At 41.0% G+C, this 18,695-nt stretch carries 16 protein-coding genes and 1 pseudogene; 10 read left to right on the top strand and 7 right to left on the bottom strand.

The features are described from left to right. Positions 1-951 (top strand): ISNCY family transposase (locus FXW07_RS01215; RefSeq protein ID WP_229393383.1); only part of this gene is annotated, 951 nt, incomplete at its 5' end. A gap of 712 nt (positions 952-1,663) precedes the next feature. Here FXW07_RS01215 and FXW07_RS01210 read toward each other — a convergent pair. Then, positions 1,664-3,286 (bottom strand): methylamine methyltransferase corrinoid protein reductive activase, encoded by a 1,623-nt coding sequence (locus tag FXW07_RS01210; protein WP_229393382.1) that lies wholly within the window; start codon positions 3,284-3,286, stop codon positions 1,664-1,666. A 546-nt stretch (positions 3,287-3,832) separates the two neighbouring features. Next, positions 3,833-5,005, bottom strand: coding sequence for an acyltransferase (locus FXW07_RS01205; RefSeq protein ID WP_229393381.1), 1,173 nt, complete (start codon positions 5,003-5,005; stop codon positions 3,833-3,835). Between the two features lie 291 nt (positions 5,006-5,296). On the opposite strand from FXW07_RS01205, the gene mtbA reads away from it, so the two are divergent. Then, positions 5,297-6,316, top strand: a complete 1,020-nt coding sequence (gene mtbA / locus FXW07_RS01200) for a methylcobamide:CoM methyltransferase MtbA (protein ID WP_229393380.1) — start codon at positions 5,297-5,299, stop codon at positions 6,314-6,316. A 180-nt stretch (positions 6,317-6,496) separates the two neighbouring features. On the opposite strand, the gene FXW07_RS01195 is transcribed toward mtbA, so the two are convergent. Continuing rightward, on the bottom strand, positions 6,497-6,712 hold the full coding sequence (locus FXW07_RS01195) for a pentapeptide repeat-containing protein (RefSeq protein WP_255678540.1): 216 nt from the start codon (positions 6,710-6,712) through the stop codon (positions 6,497-6,499). Positions 6,713-7,515: 803 nt separating this feature from the next. On the opposite strand from FXW07_RS01195, the gene FXW07_RS01190 reads away from it, so the two are divergent. The 6 genes and pseudogenes from FXW07_RS01190 to FXW07_RS01165 all read left to right on the top strand — a co-directional run bounded on the left by FXW07_RS01190 (position 7,516) and on the right by FXW07_RS01165 (position 12,085). Next, on the top strand, positions 7,516-8,169 hold the full coding sequence (locus FXW07_RS01190; RefSeq protein WP_229393378.1) for a methyltransferase cognate corrinoid protein: 654 nt from the start codon (positions 7,516-7,518) through the stop codon (positions 8,167-8,169). Between the two features lie 18 nt (positions 8,170-8,187). After that, positions 8,188-9,564, top strand: a pseudogene (locus FXW07_RS01185) (monomethylamine:corrinoid methyltransferase). Positions 9,565-9,858: 294 nt separating this feature from the next. Next, positions 9,859-11,262 carry an amino acid permease gene (locus FXW07_RS01180; protein ID WP_229393377.1) on the top strand — a complete coding sequence of 468 codons (1,404 nt, stop codon included), beginning with the start codon at positions 9,859-9,861 and terminating at the stop codon, positions 11,260-11,262. Beyond that, positions 11,249-11,518 carry a hypothetical protein gene (locus FXW07_RS01175; RefSeq protein ID WP_048123186.1) on the top strand — a complete coding sequence of 90 codons (270 nt, stop codon included), beginning with the start codon at positions 11,249-11,251 and terminating at the stop codon, positions 11,516-11,518. The genes FXW07_RS01180 and FXW07_RS01175 overlap by 14 nt, the downstream gene beginning before the upstream one ends. Positions 11,519-11,530: 12 nt before the next feature. Then, entirely contained in the window at positions 11,531-11,767 is a 237-nt protein-coding gene (locus FXW07_RS01170; RefSeq protein ID WP_048123188.1) for an efflux RND transporter permease subunit, read from the top strand. 174 nt (positions 11,768-11,941) lie between these two features. Then, a complete protein-coding gene (locus FXW07_RS01165; RefSeq protein ID WP_156151141.1) occupies positions 11,942-12,085 on the top strand; it encodes a hypothetical protein in 144 nt (47 codons plus the stop codon). Between the two features lie 452 nt (positions 12,086-12,537). On the opposite strand, the gene FXW07_RS01160 is transcribed toward FXW07_RS01165, so the two are convergent. From FXW07_RS01160 to FXW07_RS01150, 3 genes are all read right to left on the bottom strand, one after another. After that, positions 12,538-13,560 carry an AAA family ATPase gene (locus FXW07_RS01160; RefSeq protein ID WP_229393376.1) on the bottom strand — a complete coding sequence of 341 codons (1,023 nt, stop codon included), beginning with the start codon at positions 13,558-13,560 and terminating at the stop codon, positions 12,538-12,540. A 68-nt stretch (positions 13,561-13,628) separates the two neighbouring features. Next, on the bottom strand, positions 13,629-15,329 hold the full coding sequence (locus FXW07_RS01155) for a preprotein translocase subunit SecD (protein ID WP_229393375.1): 1,701 nt from the start codon (positions 15,327-15,329) through the stop codon (positions 13,629-13,631). Then, complete coding sequence (locus FXW07_RS01150) at positions 15,326-16,234, bottom strand: protein translocase subunit SecF (protein ID WP_229393374.1); 909 nt, start codon at positions 16,232-16,234, stop codon at positions 15,326-15,328. Before FXW07_RS01150 ends, FXW07_RS01155 begins: the two co-directional genes overlap by 4 nt. Positions 16,235-16,642: 408 nt before the next feature. Between FXW07_RS01150 and FXW07_RS01145 the strand changes: the two genes are divergently transcribed. Both FXW07_RS01145 and FXW07_RS01140 read left to right on the top strand, forming a co-directional pair. Next, a complete protein-coding gene (locus tag FXW07_RS01145; RefSeq protein ID WP_048123195.1) occupies positions 16,643-17,122 on the top strand; it encodes a cytidine/deoxycytidylate deaminase family protein in 480 nt (159 codons plus the stop codon). Positions 17,123-17,379: 257 nt separating this feature from the next. After that, positions 17,380-17,703, top strand: coding sequence for a cupin domain-containing protein (locus tag FXW07_RS01140; protein WP_229393373.1), 324 nt, complete (start codon positions 17,380-17,382; stop codon positions 17,701-17,703). Between the two features lie 221 nt (positions 17,704-17,924). Here FXW07_RS01140 and FXW07_RS01135 read toward each other — a convergent pair whose 3' ends face one another. Continuing rightward, entirely contained in the window at positions 17,925-18,692 is a 768-nt protein-coding gene (locus FXW07_RS01135) for a coenzyme F420-0:L-glutamate ligase (RefSeq protein WP_229393372.1), read from the bottom strand. Positions 18,693-18,695: the final 3 nt, after the last annotated feature.

Raw genomic sequence — 18,695 nt, 5'->3', positions numbered from 1 at the left:
ATAATGGACTTCATCTATCCRAGATCAAAAAGCACTATTTTAAGAGCATTCTACGAAGAAATGGAACAGAAAACTGTTCCATTTTCAGAAAATATACATATGGTGCACTATGACGAACAACATCCAAAAGAAGGAAGATGTCAGAAATACCGTTTAACTTTACTGGATGCAAAAACTCAAAGAACGATAGCAGATGAACTTTTTGAAGATAAGAGTTCAGAAACCATCAAGGGATTTTTACAGAAAAATCTGGATGCATCAGAGCCTGTGTTTATCGTTACGGACTTTGATAAGAGATACCCTGATATATTAAAGGAAATTTTTGGGGATAAGTTAGTCCATCAATATTGTTTAATGCACTTAAACAAGCTTATTGTTAGTGATTTCCCAAAAAATACAACAATTGAACAGGAATTATTGAAGTACAGGTTATTGAATATATTTTACAATCGAGAGAATGAAATTAAATTTCTGGAAGAACTTCTATCTGAAGAACCTAATCTAGTTAATAAAGAAGAAAAACATCAGGAATGGAGTAAAAACGCAAAAAAGAAATTTTACAAGTATAGAAATGAATTAAAGCTTGAAAGAAGACGRAAAAAGGAAAATCTTCCACTTAATAGTCTTGAAAAAGCAAAATATAACTTCAATAAATTAATGGAAAATATAAGAACATATGATGAATTGGTTCAAAAACGATTGTGGATGATCAATAAACACTGGCTAAATCTTACTTTGTTCCATTATCTTCCAGGAGCGCCGGCGACAAATAATCCTATTGAAAGTTATTATTCAAAAAGTCTAAAAACGGATAACAAGAAGCAGTTCAGGACTGATAAAGGAATTGAGAATCAGATCAAACTTGCTCAAATGAGAAGATTAAATTTGCTCAAGAAACCACAAAAGTCATTTCTGGAATTGTTCAGATTATTTACTCCATTTAAGCTTTAGTAAAAGATATTTTTGAGAGCTGAGTTAAGGATTAAGTAGCGGAGCGTATCGATTTTAGTCAAAAAATTCAGTGAAACAATTAACGGAGTAAAATAATTCTTTGGCATTCCTGCCAAAGAAATCATTTCTCAAGGATTATTACAGTTTATTTGAGCAGTTAGCAGAGAAAAGTGAAGTTTTAAGGACGGAAAAAATGAGAAATCACTAAATTATGAAACTGAGTCAAAGATCTCCAGCTTTTATAAAAAATTTCGGCGGAATGTTCTGAATGTATCTAGAATGTTATTGTATTACCATTCCGGGATTCAGAAATATGGCGGAAACCCCGGGAATCTAACCCGGCTGAACGGATTTAGAGTCCATTCGATCTACATGATCAGGTTTCCTCCTCGGCAAAATAGATTGAACAAAGCGTTTTGCTTCCTGTATGGTGGTCTTAATAATAATATAAAATAATATTATTTAGTATATATGATTATTGGTGGAAATCTAAGAAAAATAGGTTCTTATTTATAAATTTTTTGTAAGCCTTTTAAAAAAGGCTTGACCGAAAACCCCAGCAACGTTTGAATTTGAGGAAATTATCCCCGAACCCTATCGGCGCGATCACAACCCTTTTCAAGCCTGGTGAAGAAAAGGTAAAATAAAGGAAAGTGGGTGAGAATTTAGCCCACCATAAGTTATTTCGTTACTTCGCTGTGATGTTATTTCGTTACTTCGCTGTGATTTTCAGTTTCGTTATATCAATAGCGTCTTCGGGACAGATGCCGACACAACGGCGGCAGCTTGTACCAAGGCACTTCTGGCTGTCGTATTTTGCGATTCTCTGGCCGTCTCTTTCTACTATTTCAAGGGCTGCTTCTGGGCATTCTTTTACGCATTTTTTGCAGTATACGCACTTTTCCACCGGAACTTCGAGTATTATGCCAATTTCTTTGAGGATGGAAAGCCCACCTGACCCGACCTCTTCGATGTCTTTGCTGACTCGCTTTTCGATGCTTATATGATCGAGAGTTTGAGGGAGTGGGGGCAGGCCGTAGAGTTCAAGCATCTGGTCATACGTCTCAAGTGGCATGCCCTGAGTCCAGTAGGAAAGCTCGCATAGGTAGAAATTATTGAAAGTCTCACTGGTCGCCATCATAAGGTGATCGGCAGTAATTTTCTTTGCAATCTCAATTACGTCATCCAGCCTTGATTTTTCCAGCACAAGTTCCCGAGCAAGCGCAAGCGAGGTATTTCCGAACTGAACAATTTTTTTTGCATAACCCGGTGCGGCTCCGAGTCTGCGGGCGTCTTCAGCGTCCACATAGGCTCCGGAGGCTCCTGACATATATGCGTACTCCAGGTCTTCATACTTGATTCCGGATTCAACGATCAGGGTCATATGGGCAGCCCGGATTGCCCCGATAGCTTTTCCGGCTTCTTCAACATCCTTTTCATTGATCTCAATCCCGGGACCCAGGATCAGCTTTCCATTCGGAAGTTTAGGAAGTTTTTCAATCAACCCGATTCTCAGTGCTAGAGCAAAAGCCGAGATAACTCCTGTGCCTGTGATTCCGACGGCTTCGAATCCATAGGACTCCTTTATCTCCCCTGTAATTGGATCGATAAGGTAAGCGTCCTGTTTTTCCATTTCCCTGTCAAGAACCATAATTCTCCAGTACTGTCCTTCAGGTTTTACATCACAGATCGCGCCAGGACTTGCGAGCATGCCTGAACTTATACCCTGCCCTTCAATCGCAGGTCCTGCTGCTGCGCTTGCAGTGATAATTCGACCCCCGATTTTCAGAGCCATTTCGGCATTTGTTCCGTAATCCGTGACAAGCGAAGGTTCGGGCTGGATAAGAAAATCAGTTTCAAGCATCATAGCCAGGGCGTCAGCTCCAATCTCGTGCTTGATTGCAGGGGGAACGATAACTTCACAGTTAGGCAGGTCTTTTTTCCCGAAAATTTCTGACGCAGAAAACACACGGGCATCTCTTTTTACATTCCGGACTCCAAGCATCTTCTGTTTGTTTTCTCCTGCATAGGCAAGGTCCCTTATTTCAGTATTCTGGAAAAGGGAAAGCTGGATAGGATTTCCACAGACTGCCAGCCTTTCCACCCTGGAAAGATCAACATCGAACCGCAGGAACATTCTCCTGATGGTCTCGATAATTACCTCATGAGCCACATCTTCACCTGTTGTGATTGCAAAGTCCAGGTGATCCATGACATTTCCCCCGGGGAGGGGATGACCCATGGTTATAACTGTCTTTAAGGTTTTCTTCGTTTCAAGATCAATAAGCTGGGCTCTAAAACCGCTAGTACCCAGATCAAGTGCTATTCCATACATTTTTCAGGTCCTCCGGGAGCATATAATATGTTGAGGCGTCCGGCAGTATGAACTACCTCATACAGGGGGTGGGATATGAGGACTGTAATGTTAGTGAAGTTTCTAATTCGGCATCAATAAGGGAAAGGATATAATAATTTTAGAATTTTAATTATATAGATATAGTTAGGAATTATATAAACTATGTATCCTCTGCAAATTCAAGGACGAATTTTCCAACTATAAGAGTATGGAAATCATTTTATTACACATTTATAAAGTTGAATGCCCCTTTTGAGCATGGTTTTCATACTTGATTAAATTTGGGGATATTCAACACAATTGTGAAATTACTTTTACCTGTATGATTATGGAGAGGATGTAAACTATTACTAATTGTTTCTAGAGGGATTAGCGACTGGCTATTAAGAGCCTGTCTGAAAAATGTTAGAATTTACAACAGGCTACATGCAAAGCCGAAACGGATTCTATTCCAAAATTTAGTGATTTTTGTATTTCTTGATTGAAAAGCTGAATTAGCAAAAAGAATTCTGTTTTCATGCCAAATCAAGTAAAAAATCGTTTCCTAAGAAGAGATTCTTTATTTTGAATATAGTATGAGATTATAAAAAGTGCTGGAACTATTAAAATGATGGTAACAAAGTCTTGTAAAAATGGAAATATATGAATTCGATCAGCCAGTGAAATCCATAGAGCTAAAACAGGTCTATGAAAAAGATACACAGTGTATGAAGCAGTTGAAACGTATGAAATAATTGAGCTTATCAGAGGGGAGAATTTATCGTTGATACAAATATTTGCAATCCACAATTGTGCAACACAAAACAATATCATACTTACATCGGATGATATTGATATGAACGCAAACCTCACCACCTCATAACTCAAACCTATTGATGCAGCAAATCCTTTGATCACTGTGATTGCTAAAGAACTACTGATTGCCTCAGAACTGGTTGTAATTATAGAGAACCTCGGGTCTAACAATAAAAACAATCTATCTTGCAAAAGAATAGATAAGAAAAACAAGGTGGGAATAATCGCAAAATATGGATTGTACATCCATCTATCTGAAACATTGACTCTTGACAAAACGATTCCAGCTATGAATATTGGATAAAAACTAAAAAAATTCTCATGAATTATTTTGAAGCTATCAGATATTAATGCAAGGACCATGAAAACTAAGAAAGAAATCAATAGAAAACGACTTGTATTTTTTGAATAGAGCATAAGAAATGGATAAATTAAATATAAAATTATGATTGTACCTACAAAATGAAGAGTGAATAATGGTGTTGAATATGTAGGAGCAAGTAGCATTTGCATACCTAGTAGGTGTATTAGGAGATTATGGAAGCTAAACAACGTACTCGCATTTGACATCGTGAATTGCGAGGAAAGAATGCCGAAATAATCATAAAAAACAAAAGTAAAAACTGCAAGAGCAGCCCAGTAAAGTGGAAAAATCCGTAAAATACGTTTTTTATAAAAAATCAATACATCTTTGATGGATGAAATTTTGCTGTTATTATAATGTATAAGATATCCGCTTATGAATATAAAAAGTGACAATCCGATTTTGGCAAAAAACGGAGTAAATATTAAAATCGTATACCTTAGGTATTTATAACCCAGGTAGGCAGTACTGTGTGTTAAGAGTATAGCTAATATGGCAATTGCTCTCAATAAATCAAAGGCTAGTATTTTTTCTTTCACGGTAGCTCGTAAGATTTTGAACGTTATATATCATTTGATATAATATTAGGCATTCTTTAATTTAAAATGTTAGTCAAAGCCTCAAATTTCCCAGCTATATTAAGTATTTCGTCCACCGAATGTAAATAAAACAAATTTACTTGTTTTGAAGGATTTTTCAGCTTATTCCGGCTGTTCAATTGATAAGTTTTTATAACATAATTTTTAATTAAAGGATATAAATACATATTTATTAAATAGTATGTATTTTTCATAATCCTACACATATAAAAATAAGAGAGGGATTATAAAATGGCAGAATATACCCCAAAAGAAAGATTGTACCGTGCATTAAGGAAACAGCAGGTGGACAGGATGCCAGCTGTCTGTTTCACTCAGACTGCAACTGTCGAACAGATGGAAGCTTGCGGAGCCTACTGGCCAGAAGCCCATGCCGATGCGGAGAAAATGGCGACTCTCGCGGAAGCGGCACACACTGTAGTAGGTTTTGAAGCTGTGAGAGTTCCCTTTGATATTACGGCTGAAGCCGAATTTTTTGGCTGCGGAATAAAGGCTGGCGACCTGAAGCAGCAGCCGTCCGTGATCAAACCCAGTGTTAAGAACCTGGAAGATCTGGAGAAATTAAAGAATTACAACCTGAAAGAAGGCAGAATTGCAGTAGTCCTTGAAGCCGTCAAGATTCTCTCCGAAAAATACGGGAAAGAGCTCCCGATTATAGGGTCCATGATTGGTCCTTTCTCTCTTGCCCAGCATATTAACGGAGATGCCTGGTTCGGAAACCTTTTCACAGGAGAAGAGATTGTCCCCGCGCTTCTGGACTTCTGCGCGGACTTCAATGTAGCATATGCAAAAGCAATGGTTGAAAATGGTGCAGACACCATAGCCATCATTGACCCAACAGCAAGCTATGAGCTTATTGGTGGAGAATTCTACGAGAAATATGCCCTGCCCTATCAGAAGAAGATAGCTGACGCAATGAAGGAACTCGATGTGGCTACAGTGCTTCACATTTGCGGAAACACAACCAACGGCCTTGGAATTATGGACAAGACCGGCGTAAACGGGATCAGCGTAGACCAGAAGGTAGATATTAAGACTGCAACGGGCAATGTGAAAAACGCAATCATTGTAGGAAACCTTGACCCTGTGGCCGTGCTCTGGAACGGAACTCCTGAAGAGATTGAAGAAGCCTCAAAGAAGGTTCTTGACGCAGGCGTTGGGTTACTCACCGTTGGCTGCGGGACTGTCAGTATGACACCAACAGTCAATCTTCAAAAGATGATCGAGTGCGCAAAAAGCCACACATACTAAAAACATTGCTGAATAGATTCAAATACTGAATATATCGGACACTGATAGTGTGCCATATTAATGGAATTTAAAAACGGATAAGCCGGCCTTAAGCCGGCCTTATTTTTAATAATTTTCCAAAAAATTACTTTATCAGGCTTGTTTTCTTTCATATAATCTAGTATTCTTCAATCTAGCATTTTATAATTTAGCATTTTTTAATCTAGCATTTTTTAATCTAGCATTTTTTAATCTAGCATTTTTTAATCTAGCATTTTTCAAGCTAGCATATTTCAATTTATCATTCTTCAATCCAGCACTTTTCAATCTAGCATTTTTCAATCTAGCATTCTTCAATCCAGCATTCTTCAAGCTAGAATACTTCAAGCTAGAATACTTCAAGCTAGCATTTTTCAGGAGAAATCATTATTCAGCCGCAAGTGTGAAATTATTAGTTAAAGACCTCTTTTTAAAAAATTTACCGCATAGGATCTTGCGGCAGAAGATTGAAGATCTCGAAAAAGAATACCGCGACCTCAAATTATAGTATTTATACTTTTTGCTTTTGGGGTTAATATTATTGAAGATCAGGTATAAAAACAGATTTGAAGCACAGGACTTTGAAGCTGGAGATTGCATATATAAAAGAGATTGCAATGGCTTGAAATTCCAGTATTTATATTTTTTCTTTAATGCTCATATTTTAAAATTTAAGAGAAAAAAATAATGGGAATATAGTATTCGTTTATATAGTATAATTTTAATCTTTATTTAGGGATTGAGCCTTGAATGTTCAGGACAATTCCAGGCAGTTCCAACAGGCATACTGTTGGAAAATTCGGGATATAAAGCTAATTCGACTGGGAAACAAATTTGCAGTTTCCGGCAAGTAAATTCCCCGGTAACAATGTCATAAGAGAAGAAATTATTCACAACGGGCCCGAACCTATTCGGGCAAAATGGCAAATGACAGTGAATAATTTTGAAGATAAATAATTAGAAATTCGTAAAGTAACATCCTCGCGCCTAATGGCTGAAAAATATAAGGCAGCAGAGGGATCTGAACCTAAAATAAGAACCCCATGCGAATGCTCTTTTTTAGCTAGCGGAGCCTGGGTCTGTGTTCAAGCATAAAGCCTTTGCGAGAAAATGACTCTGGAGACATTTTACTGCCCAACGATGCTGCAAAGAACTACGAATCTCAGTGGAGGTTTATAAAAATGGCAAATCAAGAGATTTTTGATAAGTTACGCGACGCAATCGTAAATCAAAACGTTGCAGGCACCGCACAGCTATGCAAGGAGGCTCTGGCTTCAGGAATTCCGGCACTTGACATTATTACAAAGGGCCTTTCCATTGGAATGAAAATTGTCGGTGATAAGTTTGAAGCCGCCGAGATTTTCCTGCCTCAGATCATGATGTCTGGAAAAGCGATGAGCAATGCAATGGAAGTTCTTACCCCTGAACTTGAAAAGAACAAGAAAGAGGGAGAAGAAGCWGGACTTGCCATCACCTTTGTTGCAGAAGGRGATATTCACGACATTGGTCACAGGCTTGTTACCACYATGCTCGGAGCAAATGGRTTCCAGATCGTTGACCTTGGAGTTGATGTGCTTAATGAAAACGTTGTAGACGAGGCTGCAAAACACAAGGGAGAAAAAGTCCTGTTAGTAGGATCTGCCCTTATGACCACCTCCATGCTCGGCCAGAAAGACCTTATGGACAGGCTCAGAGAAGAAAACCTCAGAGACAGTGTAAAGTGCATGTTCGGAGGAGCTCCTGTATCTGATAAATGGATTACCGAAATCGGAGCAGATGCAACTGCAGAAAACGCTGCAGAAGCCGCAAAAGTAGCACTTGAGGTTATGAAATAATCCTGGAGGCAAAAGACAATGACATTTAAAAAATCATTTGACTGCTATGATTTCTACGACAGAGCTAAAGTAGGAGAAAAGTGTACCCAGGACGACTGGGACCTTATGAAGATCCCTATGAAAGCAATGGAGCTCAAGCAGAAGTACGGGCTTGACTTCAAAGGAGAGTTTATCCCAACAGACAAGGACATGATGGAAAAACTCTTCAATGCCGGCTTTGAGATGCTCCTTGAGTGCGGAATTTACTGTACCGATACACACAGGATTGTAAAATACACTGAAGACGAAATCTGGGATGCAATTAACAACGTGCAGAAAGAATTCGTGCTCGGAACTGGCAGAGATGCAGTAAACGTCAGGAAGAGAAGTGTTGGTGACAAGGCAAAGCCAATAGTTCAGGGCGGGCCTACTGGTTCTCCAATTTCAGAAGACGTATTTATGCCTGTTCACATGAGCTATGCCCTGGAAAAGGAAGTAGACACCATCGTTAACGGTGTCATGACCTCGGTACGCGGAAAAGCGCCTATTCCAAAGAGCCCTTATGAGGTTCTTGCTGCAAAGACAGAAACAAGGCTCATTAAGAACGCGTGCGCCATGGCCGGTAGGCCTGGCATGGCTGTCTAGGGCCCAGAGACCTCCCTGTCCGCTCAGGGAAACATTTCCGCTGACTGTGCCGGCGGAATGACCTGTACGGACAGCCACGAGGTCTCGCAACTCAACGAACTCAAGATAGACCTTGATGCAATTTCAGTTATTGCTCACTACAAAGGGAACAGCGACATCATTATGGATGAACAGATGCCCATCTTTGGAGGGTATGCAGGCGGAATTGAAGAAACCACAATTGTAGATGTTGCAACCCACATCAACGCTGTACTCATGAGCAGTGCAAGCTGGCATCTTGACGGCCCAGTCCACATCCGCTGGGGTTCAACCAACACCAGGGAAACCCTTATGATTGCAGGATGGGCATGTGCAACAATTTCCGAATTTACGGACATACTGTCAGGTAACCAGTACTACCCATGTGCAGGCCCATGTACTGAGATGTGTCTGCTCGAAGCTTCAGCCCAGTCAATAACAGACACAGCATCAGGCAGAGAAATCCTCTCAGGAGTAGCCGCAGCAAAGGGTGTCGTTACCGACAAGACCACAGGTATGGAAGCCAGGATGATGGGAGAAGTAGCAAGGGCAACCGCAGGTGTGGAAATATCAGAAGTAAATGTGATACTCGACAAGCTTGTAGCACTCTATGAGAAGAACTATGCAAGCGCACCAGCAGGAAAGACCTTCCAGGAATGCTACGATATAAAGACCGTAACACCAACGGACGAGTACATGCAGGTATACGCCGGAGCAAGGAAGAAGCTCGAAGACCTGGGACTTGTATTCTAAGTTGAAAGTCCAGAGCCTGAAATATATACTGAAGGAAACGAAAAGCCAGCGGGTTAGCTCGCTGGCTAATTTTTTTAACAACATTCAGGCGAAACAATTATATAGACATGTTGCAAATGCTAAGGATTTTTTGAAAAATAACTAAAAAAATATAATAACTTAGTATTAAAAAGGGGATATTAAAATGGATATCTGGACTTTAATAAACGGACTTATATATCTCCTGGCTTTCGGATTGATGGGCTGGGTCTTACTGGATGCCAGTAAGGTTTCAAAAAGAAGAGGCTGATAGACATGTCTGAACATGAGTCTGCCAGCTTAGTGAAAACTCTGAGGCCTTTCCATGTATGGGCTCTAGGAGTTGGTATCGTGCTGGTCGGAGAATACATGGGCTGGAACTTTACCGTTGCAAAAGGAGGCGTTCTCGGGTCTTTGCTTGCCATGCTGGTTGCAGGAACAATGTATGTCATAATTTCCCTCTGTGCCAGTGAACTTGGGTCAGCAACCAAACTTGCAGGAGGACCCTATGACTGGGCAAGATTATTTATCGGGCCCGGGGCGGCTGCCAGTGTGGGACTTGCGGTGTATATGGAGTATATAGCCCTTGAAGCGGCAGATGCTATTGTTGTTGCATCCATTTCACAGAGTATCTTCCCGGAGCTGCAGGTTTATCCAGTAACTCTGCTTGTTATTGCACTTCTAACCTTCATTAATTACCGTGGCGTTGTTGCGGCATTAACTCTGAACTTTGTCCTGACCATGATCGCTTTCATTGCAATATTGGCCTTCTTCTTTTCAACTGCTTTTGGGATAGGGGATATTCACCCTGAGTACCTTTTGCAGGGTGCTCTACCAAACGGCATGATAGGCCTCTTTGCAGCTTTACAATTCGGGCCATGGTTCTACTTAGGGATAGAAGGAGCCGCAATGTGCGCAGAAGAGTGCAAACACCCATCAAGGGCAGTGCCTCTTGGACAGCAGGCCGGGATGATTACTCTGCTCATAGGAGCAGCAATGACCCTCTACTTATGTGCAGTGCTGATCCCTGCCGATCTACTTGGAGTTTCAGTTTATCCACTTTTTGAGGCTGCACAGAACAGTGGGATCTTTATCTTTGTTGCCCTGCTGGGGCTTGGAACATTTCTGACATGTGTTGCCAGTGCAAACGGCTGCGTTTGTGACTCCTCACGCTCCTGGTTTGCTCTCTCAAGAGACAATTACGTGTCTTCCTGGTTCTCAGCAGTGCACCCGAAGTATAACACTCCATACAGAGCAGTAATCTTCACGATGCCTGTTGCAATCGGCTTTGCATTCAGCGGTTATCTTGACCAGGTAATTACTTTCTCAATTGTTTCGGGGCTGCTTTGCTACGTTTTGATTCCTTTCTCCCTGATACGCTTCAGAAAACTCTTCCCGGAGACTACGAGTAAAGTCAGGCCTTTTGTGGGACCTCTTCAGCCGTATATTGCCTATTTTGCAATTGCAATCGCAATTACGATTCTTTCAACGCTGTTCTGGGGCTACAAGTATAACCTGATCTTCGCTTTTGTATTCTACGGTATTGCGTACTTCTATTTCAGCCACAAACACAAGAAATCAAACATCGAAAATAACTGGGCTGAAATGGGCTGGCCCTCACCAAAAGGCTCGGAAAATAGAAGAATTAAGAAGGAGGTGACGGGCATTGGAGACGAATGATCAGGCACTTGAAAGCAAATATCACAGCAAACTTACCGGAGATACGTCTCTCGTAGTAGGCATGCTTGTTTTGCTCATATGTGTGGAAGGATTTCTAGCATACAGGATTCTCTCCGAGACATGGGAGATTGCTTCAGGTTTCTTCTACCTCTACGTAATCTTCATAGGACTGATCATTTTGATCGAGACCATAGGGTGCCTGAAGGTAAGAGAATCAATCAAAACCCACATGTTCGAGTTCAAATATTATGATTGAGGAGACAGGATTATGGCAGAAAAGAGCATTATGGCAGAAGTCTTTGACATCTTATTTATCTTCGTGCTTGCCTTTGCCTGTGTGGTAATTCCTACAGAAATCCAGGGAGCAGTACTCGTTTCCTGGGAAGAAGGAGGATCTGGGATAGGCTTTGTCTGGGACCCTGTTGGTTTCTTCAGCCTCTTGCTGGTGATAGTTGCTTTCTTTGTTGTGATTTTATATCATTCAGTAAAGCACTATAAATACTGAAAAAAAAGTTTAATAGAATGACTGCCTGAAGGAATAGTTCAGGCAGACAACCTTTTTTAAAATTAAGGCCGAATATCATCTTTTTCAATCGTACTTCATGATTCTATTCTGCCATGTGAGCAGGACCTCCCTGAAAAGAGGGAGTTCTTCAGGGAGTAATGGAGGGATTTATTTGTGGATTTTAGAAAAGGCCCGATCTGGCATATACTCAAGGAAGTCCAGGCTCTGAACCACCTTCAGGAAGTACAGCACATCACACTGGATGTTCTGAACCCCAAGGTCCATACCTCGTTTAAAAAGTGTAACGGAGCCCCTTAACTCCTTAGAAGCTTGAGATTCTGGCCTATCTACAATAAAAAATAAAAGCTAATTGTATATATAATTTACCATGTTAATTTTGATTAAATGGTTAAAATATAAGTAGTTTTTTATTTTAGGATAACTCTAAAGAGAAGCATATATATAGTATTTTAAAAAGGAAGGAAAGTAGAGATAAAAACAGGAGTCTCGACCACAAAATAAGTAGGGAGTCGAGCTTTCACAGACATATAAGAAATAAAAAGGCAGAAAAAGCAGCAAAAGGCGGCAAAAAGCAGTAAAAACCGCAAAAAACAGTAAAAAGTCGCAAAAGGCGGCAAAAAGCAGTAAAAAACAGCAAAAAACAATAAAAAGCGACAGAAATCAATAAAAAAAATTAATAAAGCAGAAAAAGCAGTAAAAAACAATAAAAAGACAGTGAAAGAAAACAGAAGGAAAAACGACCCTAAAAATTAGGAAAGAGAAGAGATCAGTTTCTCAAGCTGGATTCTCTCATTGGCAGCATCCTTAAGATGGGCATCGGCTTCGGAAATTTTCACAATAATCCGGGCAATGTCTGTATCCGCTTCTCCCGAATCTGCGAGAGCTTCGGAAAGCCTTTCAAGAATCTCGACTCCTAAAAGCCCTTTTTCAACTATCATATCATCAAGGAGCTTCCTTCCTCTGGAAAAATCTCCAGCAAGAGCCGCAGAAAGCAAATTGTCAATATTTTCATCCCTGCCCAGAGTAACCTCATACACCATCTCTTCAGTAATAACCGGATCTTGTGCAACCAAAGAAGCAAGCTGTAGAGTCTGCACTGCCTTTGCAACATTTCCCTTCGCAGAATAAAGGATTGCATCAAATGCGCCTTCCGAAAGCTGTAACTTTTCAGCACAGCAGATTTTCTCAAGATGAGTTTTCAGAACCGTGTCCGGAACATATGTGAAAAAAATTTGAAGACCTCTTGAGCGGAGCGGAGCAATAAGTTTGGAAGGTTTGTTAGTGGAAAGAATAAACCGGCATGTTGCACTGTATTTTTCCATAATTCGCCTTAGAGCATGCTGTGAATCCGAATTCAGAGACTCAGCATTGTCGATGTAGATTAACTTGTAATCGGCATCCAGCGAGGCCATTCCAGCATACTCATTGATAATTTCCTTGAAAATATCAATGACACTTTTATAGATTTTCTTTGGGTCATCGGTACCCAGAAAACGCACGAAACGCTTGTCTCGGACGAGATAGCGCTTTCCCTGGTCAAAAAAATCTGAAGCATTGAAGTATGCAAAATTATTTTTCCAGGTACGCCCATAGAGCTGTCTGGCAAGAGCAAGAGCTGCTGTCGTTTTTCCGGAATTTTCAGGGCCGTAGAAAATAAGGTGGGGAAGAGTCCCGGACTGGGCAAGTTCGGAAAGCGTGGCTACAGCATGTTCGTTTCCAAGCATTTCCTTCAGGGTACCCGCCCTATATTTCAAAGTCCAGAGATCCTGCATACATTCCACCTTGATTTTTGACTCCTGGATACCAATAACCTCAAAGAACTTTACTTCTCGCTCAATACTTATTCAGTTATGCTTGCAGTTCCGTTTTCATCTACGTTCAGAAGTTCCTTGATTACTATACCATAAACCGGCCTTGCGATAACCACACCAATTAAGACACCAATGATGGTAGTAATTGCAAAGCCCTTCAAAGTACCAAAGCCCATTACAACCAGAGGGGACAGGGCAATTATGTTTGTGGCGGCTGCCCCTAAAATGATTGTAAAAGCCTTTGTTATCCTGGATTTGAAAACCCTTGTTGGAGGTAGTTTCCCTTCAGCAAGAACCTCATCTGTGATAATCACAAGGTGGTCAATTCCAGTACCTATGGAAGCTATAACACCTGCAATTGACGCCAGGTCAAGCTGCCATCCTATCAGTGCTGCAACTCCGAGGATCATGATAACTTCACTGGTAGAAGTTCCAACCATGGGTATCAGAATTTCAGGTCTCCTGTACTTGAAGTAAACCACGGCTGCCACCCCAATCAGGGAAATTAAACCTATAATCAGAGCTGCGGTCTTGAACTGCGCTCCGAGACCTGCATCCACATGTCCTGAACCTACAAGCTCTACATTGACAGGAAGAGCCCCTGCTCGAAGGTGAACCTGAAGTGCTGTAGCTTCGGTTTTTGCAGCATCATCAGTACCCGTGGAAGCTTCCCAGGAATAAATTGGACCTGCTCGCAGTTTTTCGGCTGCAGAGTAACTTAAAGGAGCTCCATAAATTTCAACTCCATCAAGATACATCATCAGGTAATGAGAATCAGGATCGTCAATTGCTCCGGTTTCGAGTGCAACTTTCTGGAGTGTCCGAGCTCCGTCATCATCCAGGGTGAAAGGAGTATGCCACTGTTCATCATGGAAGCTTGGAACTCCCACACTTACAATTGAATCGCCGTAAAGGACATGTTCGGTTTCATTTCCAGTTGTCTGAATCCGGATCTCAAACTTTCCAGGTTTTTCAGCGATTTCCTTAGCAGTTGCAAGGTCAATGCCTGCAAAATCAATAAGGATGTATTTGTCCCCTACGGTTCTTACAGGAATATCTTTGATACCCAGAGAGTTCAGCTTATCACTGAGGATCTCCTTTGTCAGGTCTCTGGTATCGGTGCTTACTCCTTCTTCATAGGTTGAAGTCCCATCTTCGTTCTTGTGGATCGAACCTCCAACCTTTTCCAGTAGAGACTCAAGCTTTTGTTCAGTGACTGCAGTCCTGATTTCATAGACAGTTCCGTCCTCATCACTCTGGGCCATTACTTCTGCATCAAGGGCTTTTGATAGGTACGACTGGATGAGACCTTCCTTGCTGGTATCAGAGATAGTTACCTGAGTTGTGCTCCCACTCAGCTTGTCCACACTTATCGTGCCAAGATACTCAAGTTGGGATGCGCTGACAGTCCCAGATGTTGTAAAGGTGACAGATTTATTGGCAGAGCCGCCGGCATCAAGGTTATTTTTTGTGATCTCAATAGGGGCTCCAATTATAGGCTCTACAATTCCGCTGACTAATTTTCCGGAATCTACATCTACCTGGGCAAGTGCTCCTTCCAGTTGTATCTGGAGCCAGGACCCACCTTCCAGATCAAGTCCAAAATTAAGATTAGAAGTTGTCCCTTTTCCGGGGGTATAGCCTGGGTGAATAGCCACTATAGAGCCAAGAAGGATTAAAATAAAGATAATGACTCTTGGATTTTTAAGAAGGCTTTTTTTGTCGCTCATCTGTTATACCTCCCTCTGAATTCGGGTTTCATCGCATACCATCGTAAAATTCCCGTATTCAGGAGCCAGGTATTCATCATGTCTGCAATAAGTCCCGCAATCAGCACAATTGAGATCTGCGAAAGCAGAGTAATCTGTGTGAATGAAGAAATGACAAGATAGGAGAAAGTTGAGACTATGTACATGGACACAAGCGCTGCAAGGGTTGTAGTAGTCATGGTGATACCTGTATGCATCGCCTTGGAAACTTTCTCTTCTACCGTACCCCGGCGTTTAATTACCCTGTTTGTGAGCAGGATATCACTGTCTACAGAATAACCGATAAGCATAAGCAACGCTGCAAGTGTTCCCAGGGAAAGTTCAATCCCTGCAACCCTCATGAAAGCAGCTGCAATAGCAATATCTGAAAATGCAGAAAGTATCACTGCACAGGAAGGAATAAAAGTCCTGAAGAGCAGGAATACCACAATTCCCATTCCTATAAAGGAAATAATTAGAGCTTCCAGGGCCTGTACCTGCAGAGTCTTGCCGTAAATAGGCCCAACTTGCTGAATCTGCACATTGGAATAGTTGTGGCTCGTAATATCCTTTTCAAGCTGACGCTGCTGCTCATCATCCATAATCCCAAACTGCATGATAACCCTACTTCCGGTCTGCCGGACATCGGTGATGGGGTAAGAAGAATACGTTTTTTCAAGTACAGCAGGAGAATCAGTCGTTTCTATCGAAATCTGAGTACCGCCCTGGAAATCCATTCCCAGTTTTACCGGCGATCCGCTACTCACAAAGGAAACTAGCAGTATTGCTAAAGAAACTGCGAGTATCGCAAGGGGGAGGGCCAGCAACTGGCGGTCATCATGACTTTTCACGAAATTATCTAAAATTTCGGCCAAACCTGTTGCCATAATTTAATACTCCGGATGCGTGTATCTATTATTTTATTGAACCTATCCGAACAGCTCATTACATCCAGATATATAATCCTGATGTATAATTCAGAACACGAAGTTTATAATCAAGTTTATTGAAAATCTTGAATTTACTCTGCTATTCGGGTTCAGGTAACGGGGGATAACGTTCTGGATGTTTTAATATTATAAATAAGTATATATAAACAAGCATGTTAGAAACAAATTAGTGTTATAAATAAGTTAATTTGTTTTACCTCTGTATTCTCACAGATTATATTAATTCTTCCTCTAGCAATTCTTCTCTATATACCGTTTAATTTATTCCACTTAAAAGTAACTCTTAAAAATGGTACAGACTTTAACGTCACAGCTATATATACCAGTTACTGTTCATTAAAAATAATGACCCAAAGACCTTCAATTGATGAGTACTTTCTTGAAATCGCCTTTGTAGTAGGCAAACGGGCCACATGCCTCCGAAAGAATGTGGGAGCTGTTATCGTGCGAGATAAAAGAATCCTCGCAACCGGATATAATGGGGCACCTAGCGGCATGGACCACTGTCTTGAAATTGGGTGTATCAGGGATCTGGAAAAAATTCCTTCAGGCACAAGACAGGAAAAGTGCAGGGCAGTGCATGCAGAACAGAATGCAATTATCCAGGCTGCAATCCATGGGGTAAGCATAGCAGGAGCAACCATTTACTGTACACACCAGCCCTGTATCCTTTGCGCGAAAATGCTTATCAACTCGAACATCAAAAGAGTAGTATACGCAACTTACTATCCCGACAACGATTCACTTGAGTTTTTTAGGGACGCGGGTGTGAAAGTGGAATATATACCTTTTGAGCTAAAAAGCGAGACTTCAAGCGTGAACTGAACTTACTGAGTTTAAGAATCTCCTGCTCTCACGCTTACAGAAGAATATTTATATAAGAAGTTAAAAAATAGTTTAACTGTTTAGGGTGCAGTTATTTAAGATGTTGATATAAAAGAACGTAAAAACACTTTATGAGGATACCTTACCTAGAAATCATAAAAGATAGAAAGTCTGGCGTGACTAGATTTTATCCGCTCAAAAATTTGTCAATGGCTAGATAGGCTATATGGACTTGTGGAAGAGTAAGAGGTGGAACAATGTCTGAAGAATTAAAAGCCAGGGTATTAAGGATAGAAACTTTGATTGATTACCAGGAAGGAGCCGTTGTAAGCAGAGAAATTATCCGTAAGAATACCGGAACCGTAACTATATTTGCCTTCGATAAAGGTGAGGGACTGAGCGAGCATACTGCTCCTTTTGACGCCATGGTTCAAATAACAGCTGGAAAGGCAGAAATCACAATCTCGGGAAATAAAAATGTTCTGGAGAAAGGGGACATGATTATAATGCCTGCCAACGAACCCCATTCACTCCATGCCCTGGAAAGGTTCAAAATGGTTCTAACTATGATCCGCTCTTAATACTATTGAGTCCCATTTCACATTGCAGCAAGTTGTTTTTCACCCAGGCAAGTCGAGACACGGAATCAAACTCCCGAGACTCTAACATTATATAAAATTGAAGTTATGATATTTCTAACTCAATATCTAAGCTCTGAAGTTTATACTTTTTTAATTAGACTCTTTTCATTCAGCTAGTTTCATTCAGTTATTTTCATTCAGCTATTTTCATTCAGCTATTTTTATTCAACTTTTTTTTGAAGGCAGCGAAGTCCTTTTTTAATTATATCCAGTTCTTCAGGACGATACATTTCCTTTATAAAGGTCTCTTCTTCACAATAATAATCAAAACCACGAATTACAACTACGGGAGTTCCACCTGCCCCTTCGCCCATCAGAAGATTTGCGGCACCTGCAAGTTCATCGGCAACTGCTTCCTCTGTAACCTCAAGGACTTTTCCGAAGAGATCTTTTTCTCCAATCCAGTGCTTTACAGGCTTCATTTTGTAAATTCCGATGGCAGCGCCGGTCTGCCCTATTTTAAAAGCTCTCCCGTTTGTGTCCGTGACAATCACACTTAACTTTTTCCCGCTCAACTTTTCAAGCTCCTGCCCGAGTCTTGAAGCACTGGCATCTGGATTTACCGGAGGATAGAGCAAAAATCCGTCTTCAATATTTGATTCGTCAACCCCTGCATTTACGCAGGTATGCCCTGCTAGAGTTGTCACAAGCATAAATGGCTTTTCCACAAGCACCTCCCTGCTCCGGGAAAGTACGGCCTGGATAAACCTCGCATCTTTTCCGTTTCGGGATGCCATCTCAAGTGCTATTTTCCCTGGGGTAATATCCTCTAGCCTGAAGACCTCACCTTCAGCTTTAGCAACGATGGTCGAGGCAACGATAACAATGTCCCTGTCCTGAAGTTCTAGATTCTCACAAATGATCGAGGGCAGATTGTCCCCAGTATGTATAAGGGGGATATTCTCAACGGTTATGGCTTCGAATTTCAAGTC

It is taken from the genome of Methanosarcina sp. DH1 (genome assembly GCF_020804205.1).
Lineage (GTDB): Archaea > Halobacteriota > Methanosarcinia > Methanosarcinales > Methanosarcinaceae > Methanosarcina > Methanosarcina vacuolata.
This window is presented reverse-complemented; position numbering and strand designations above follow the sequence as displayed.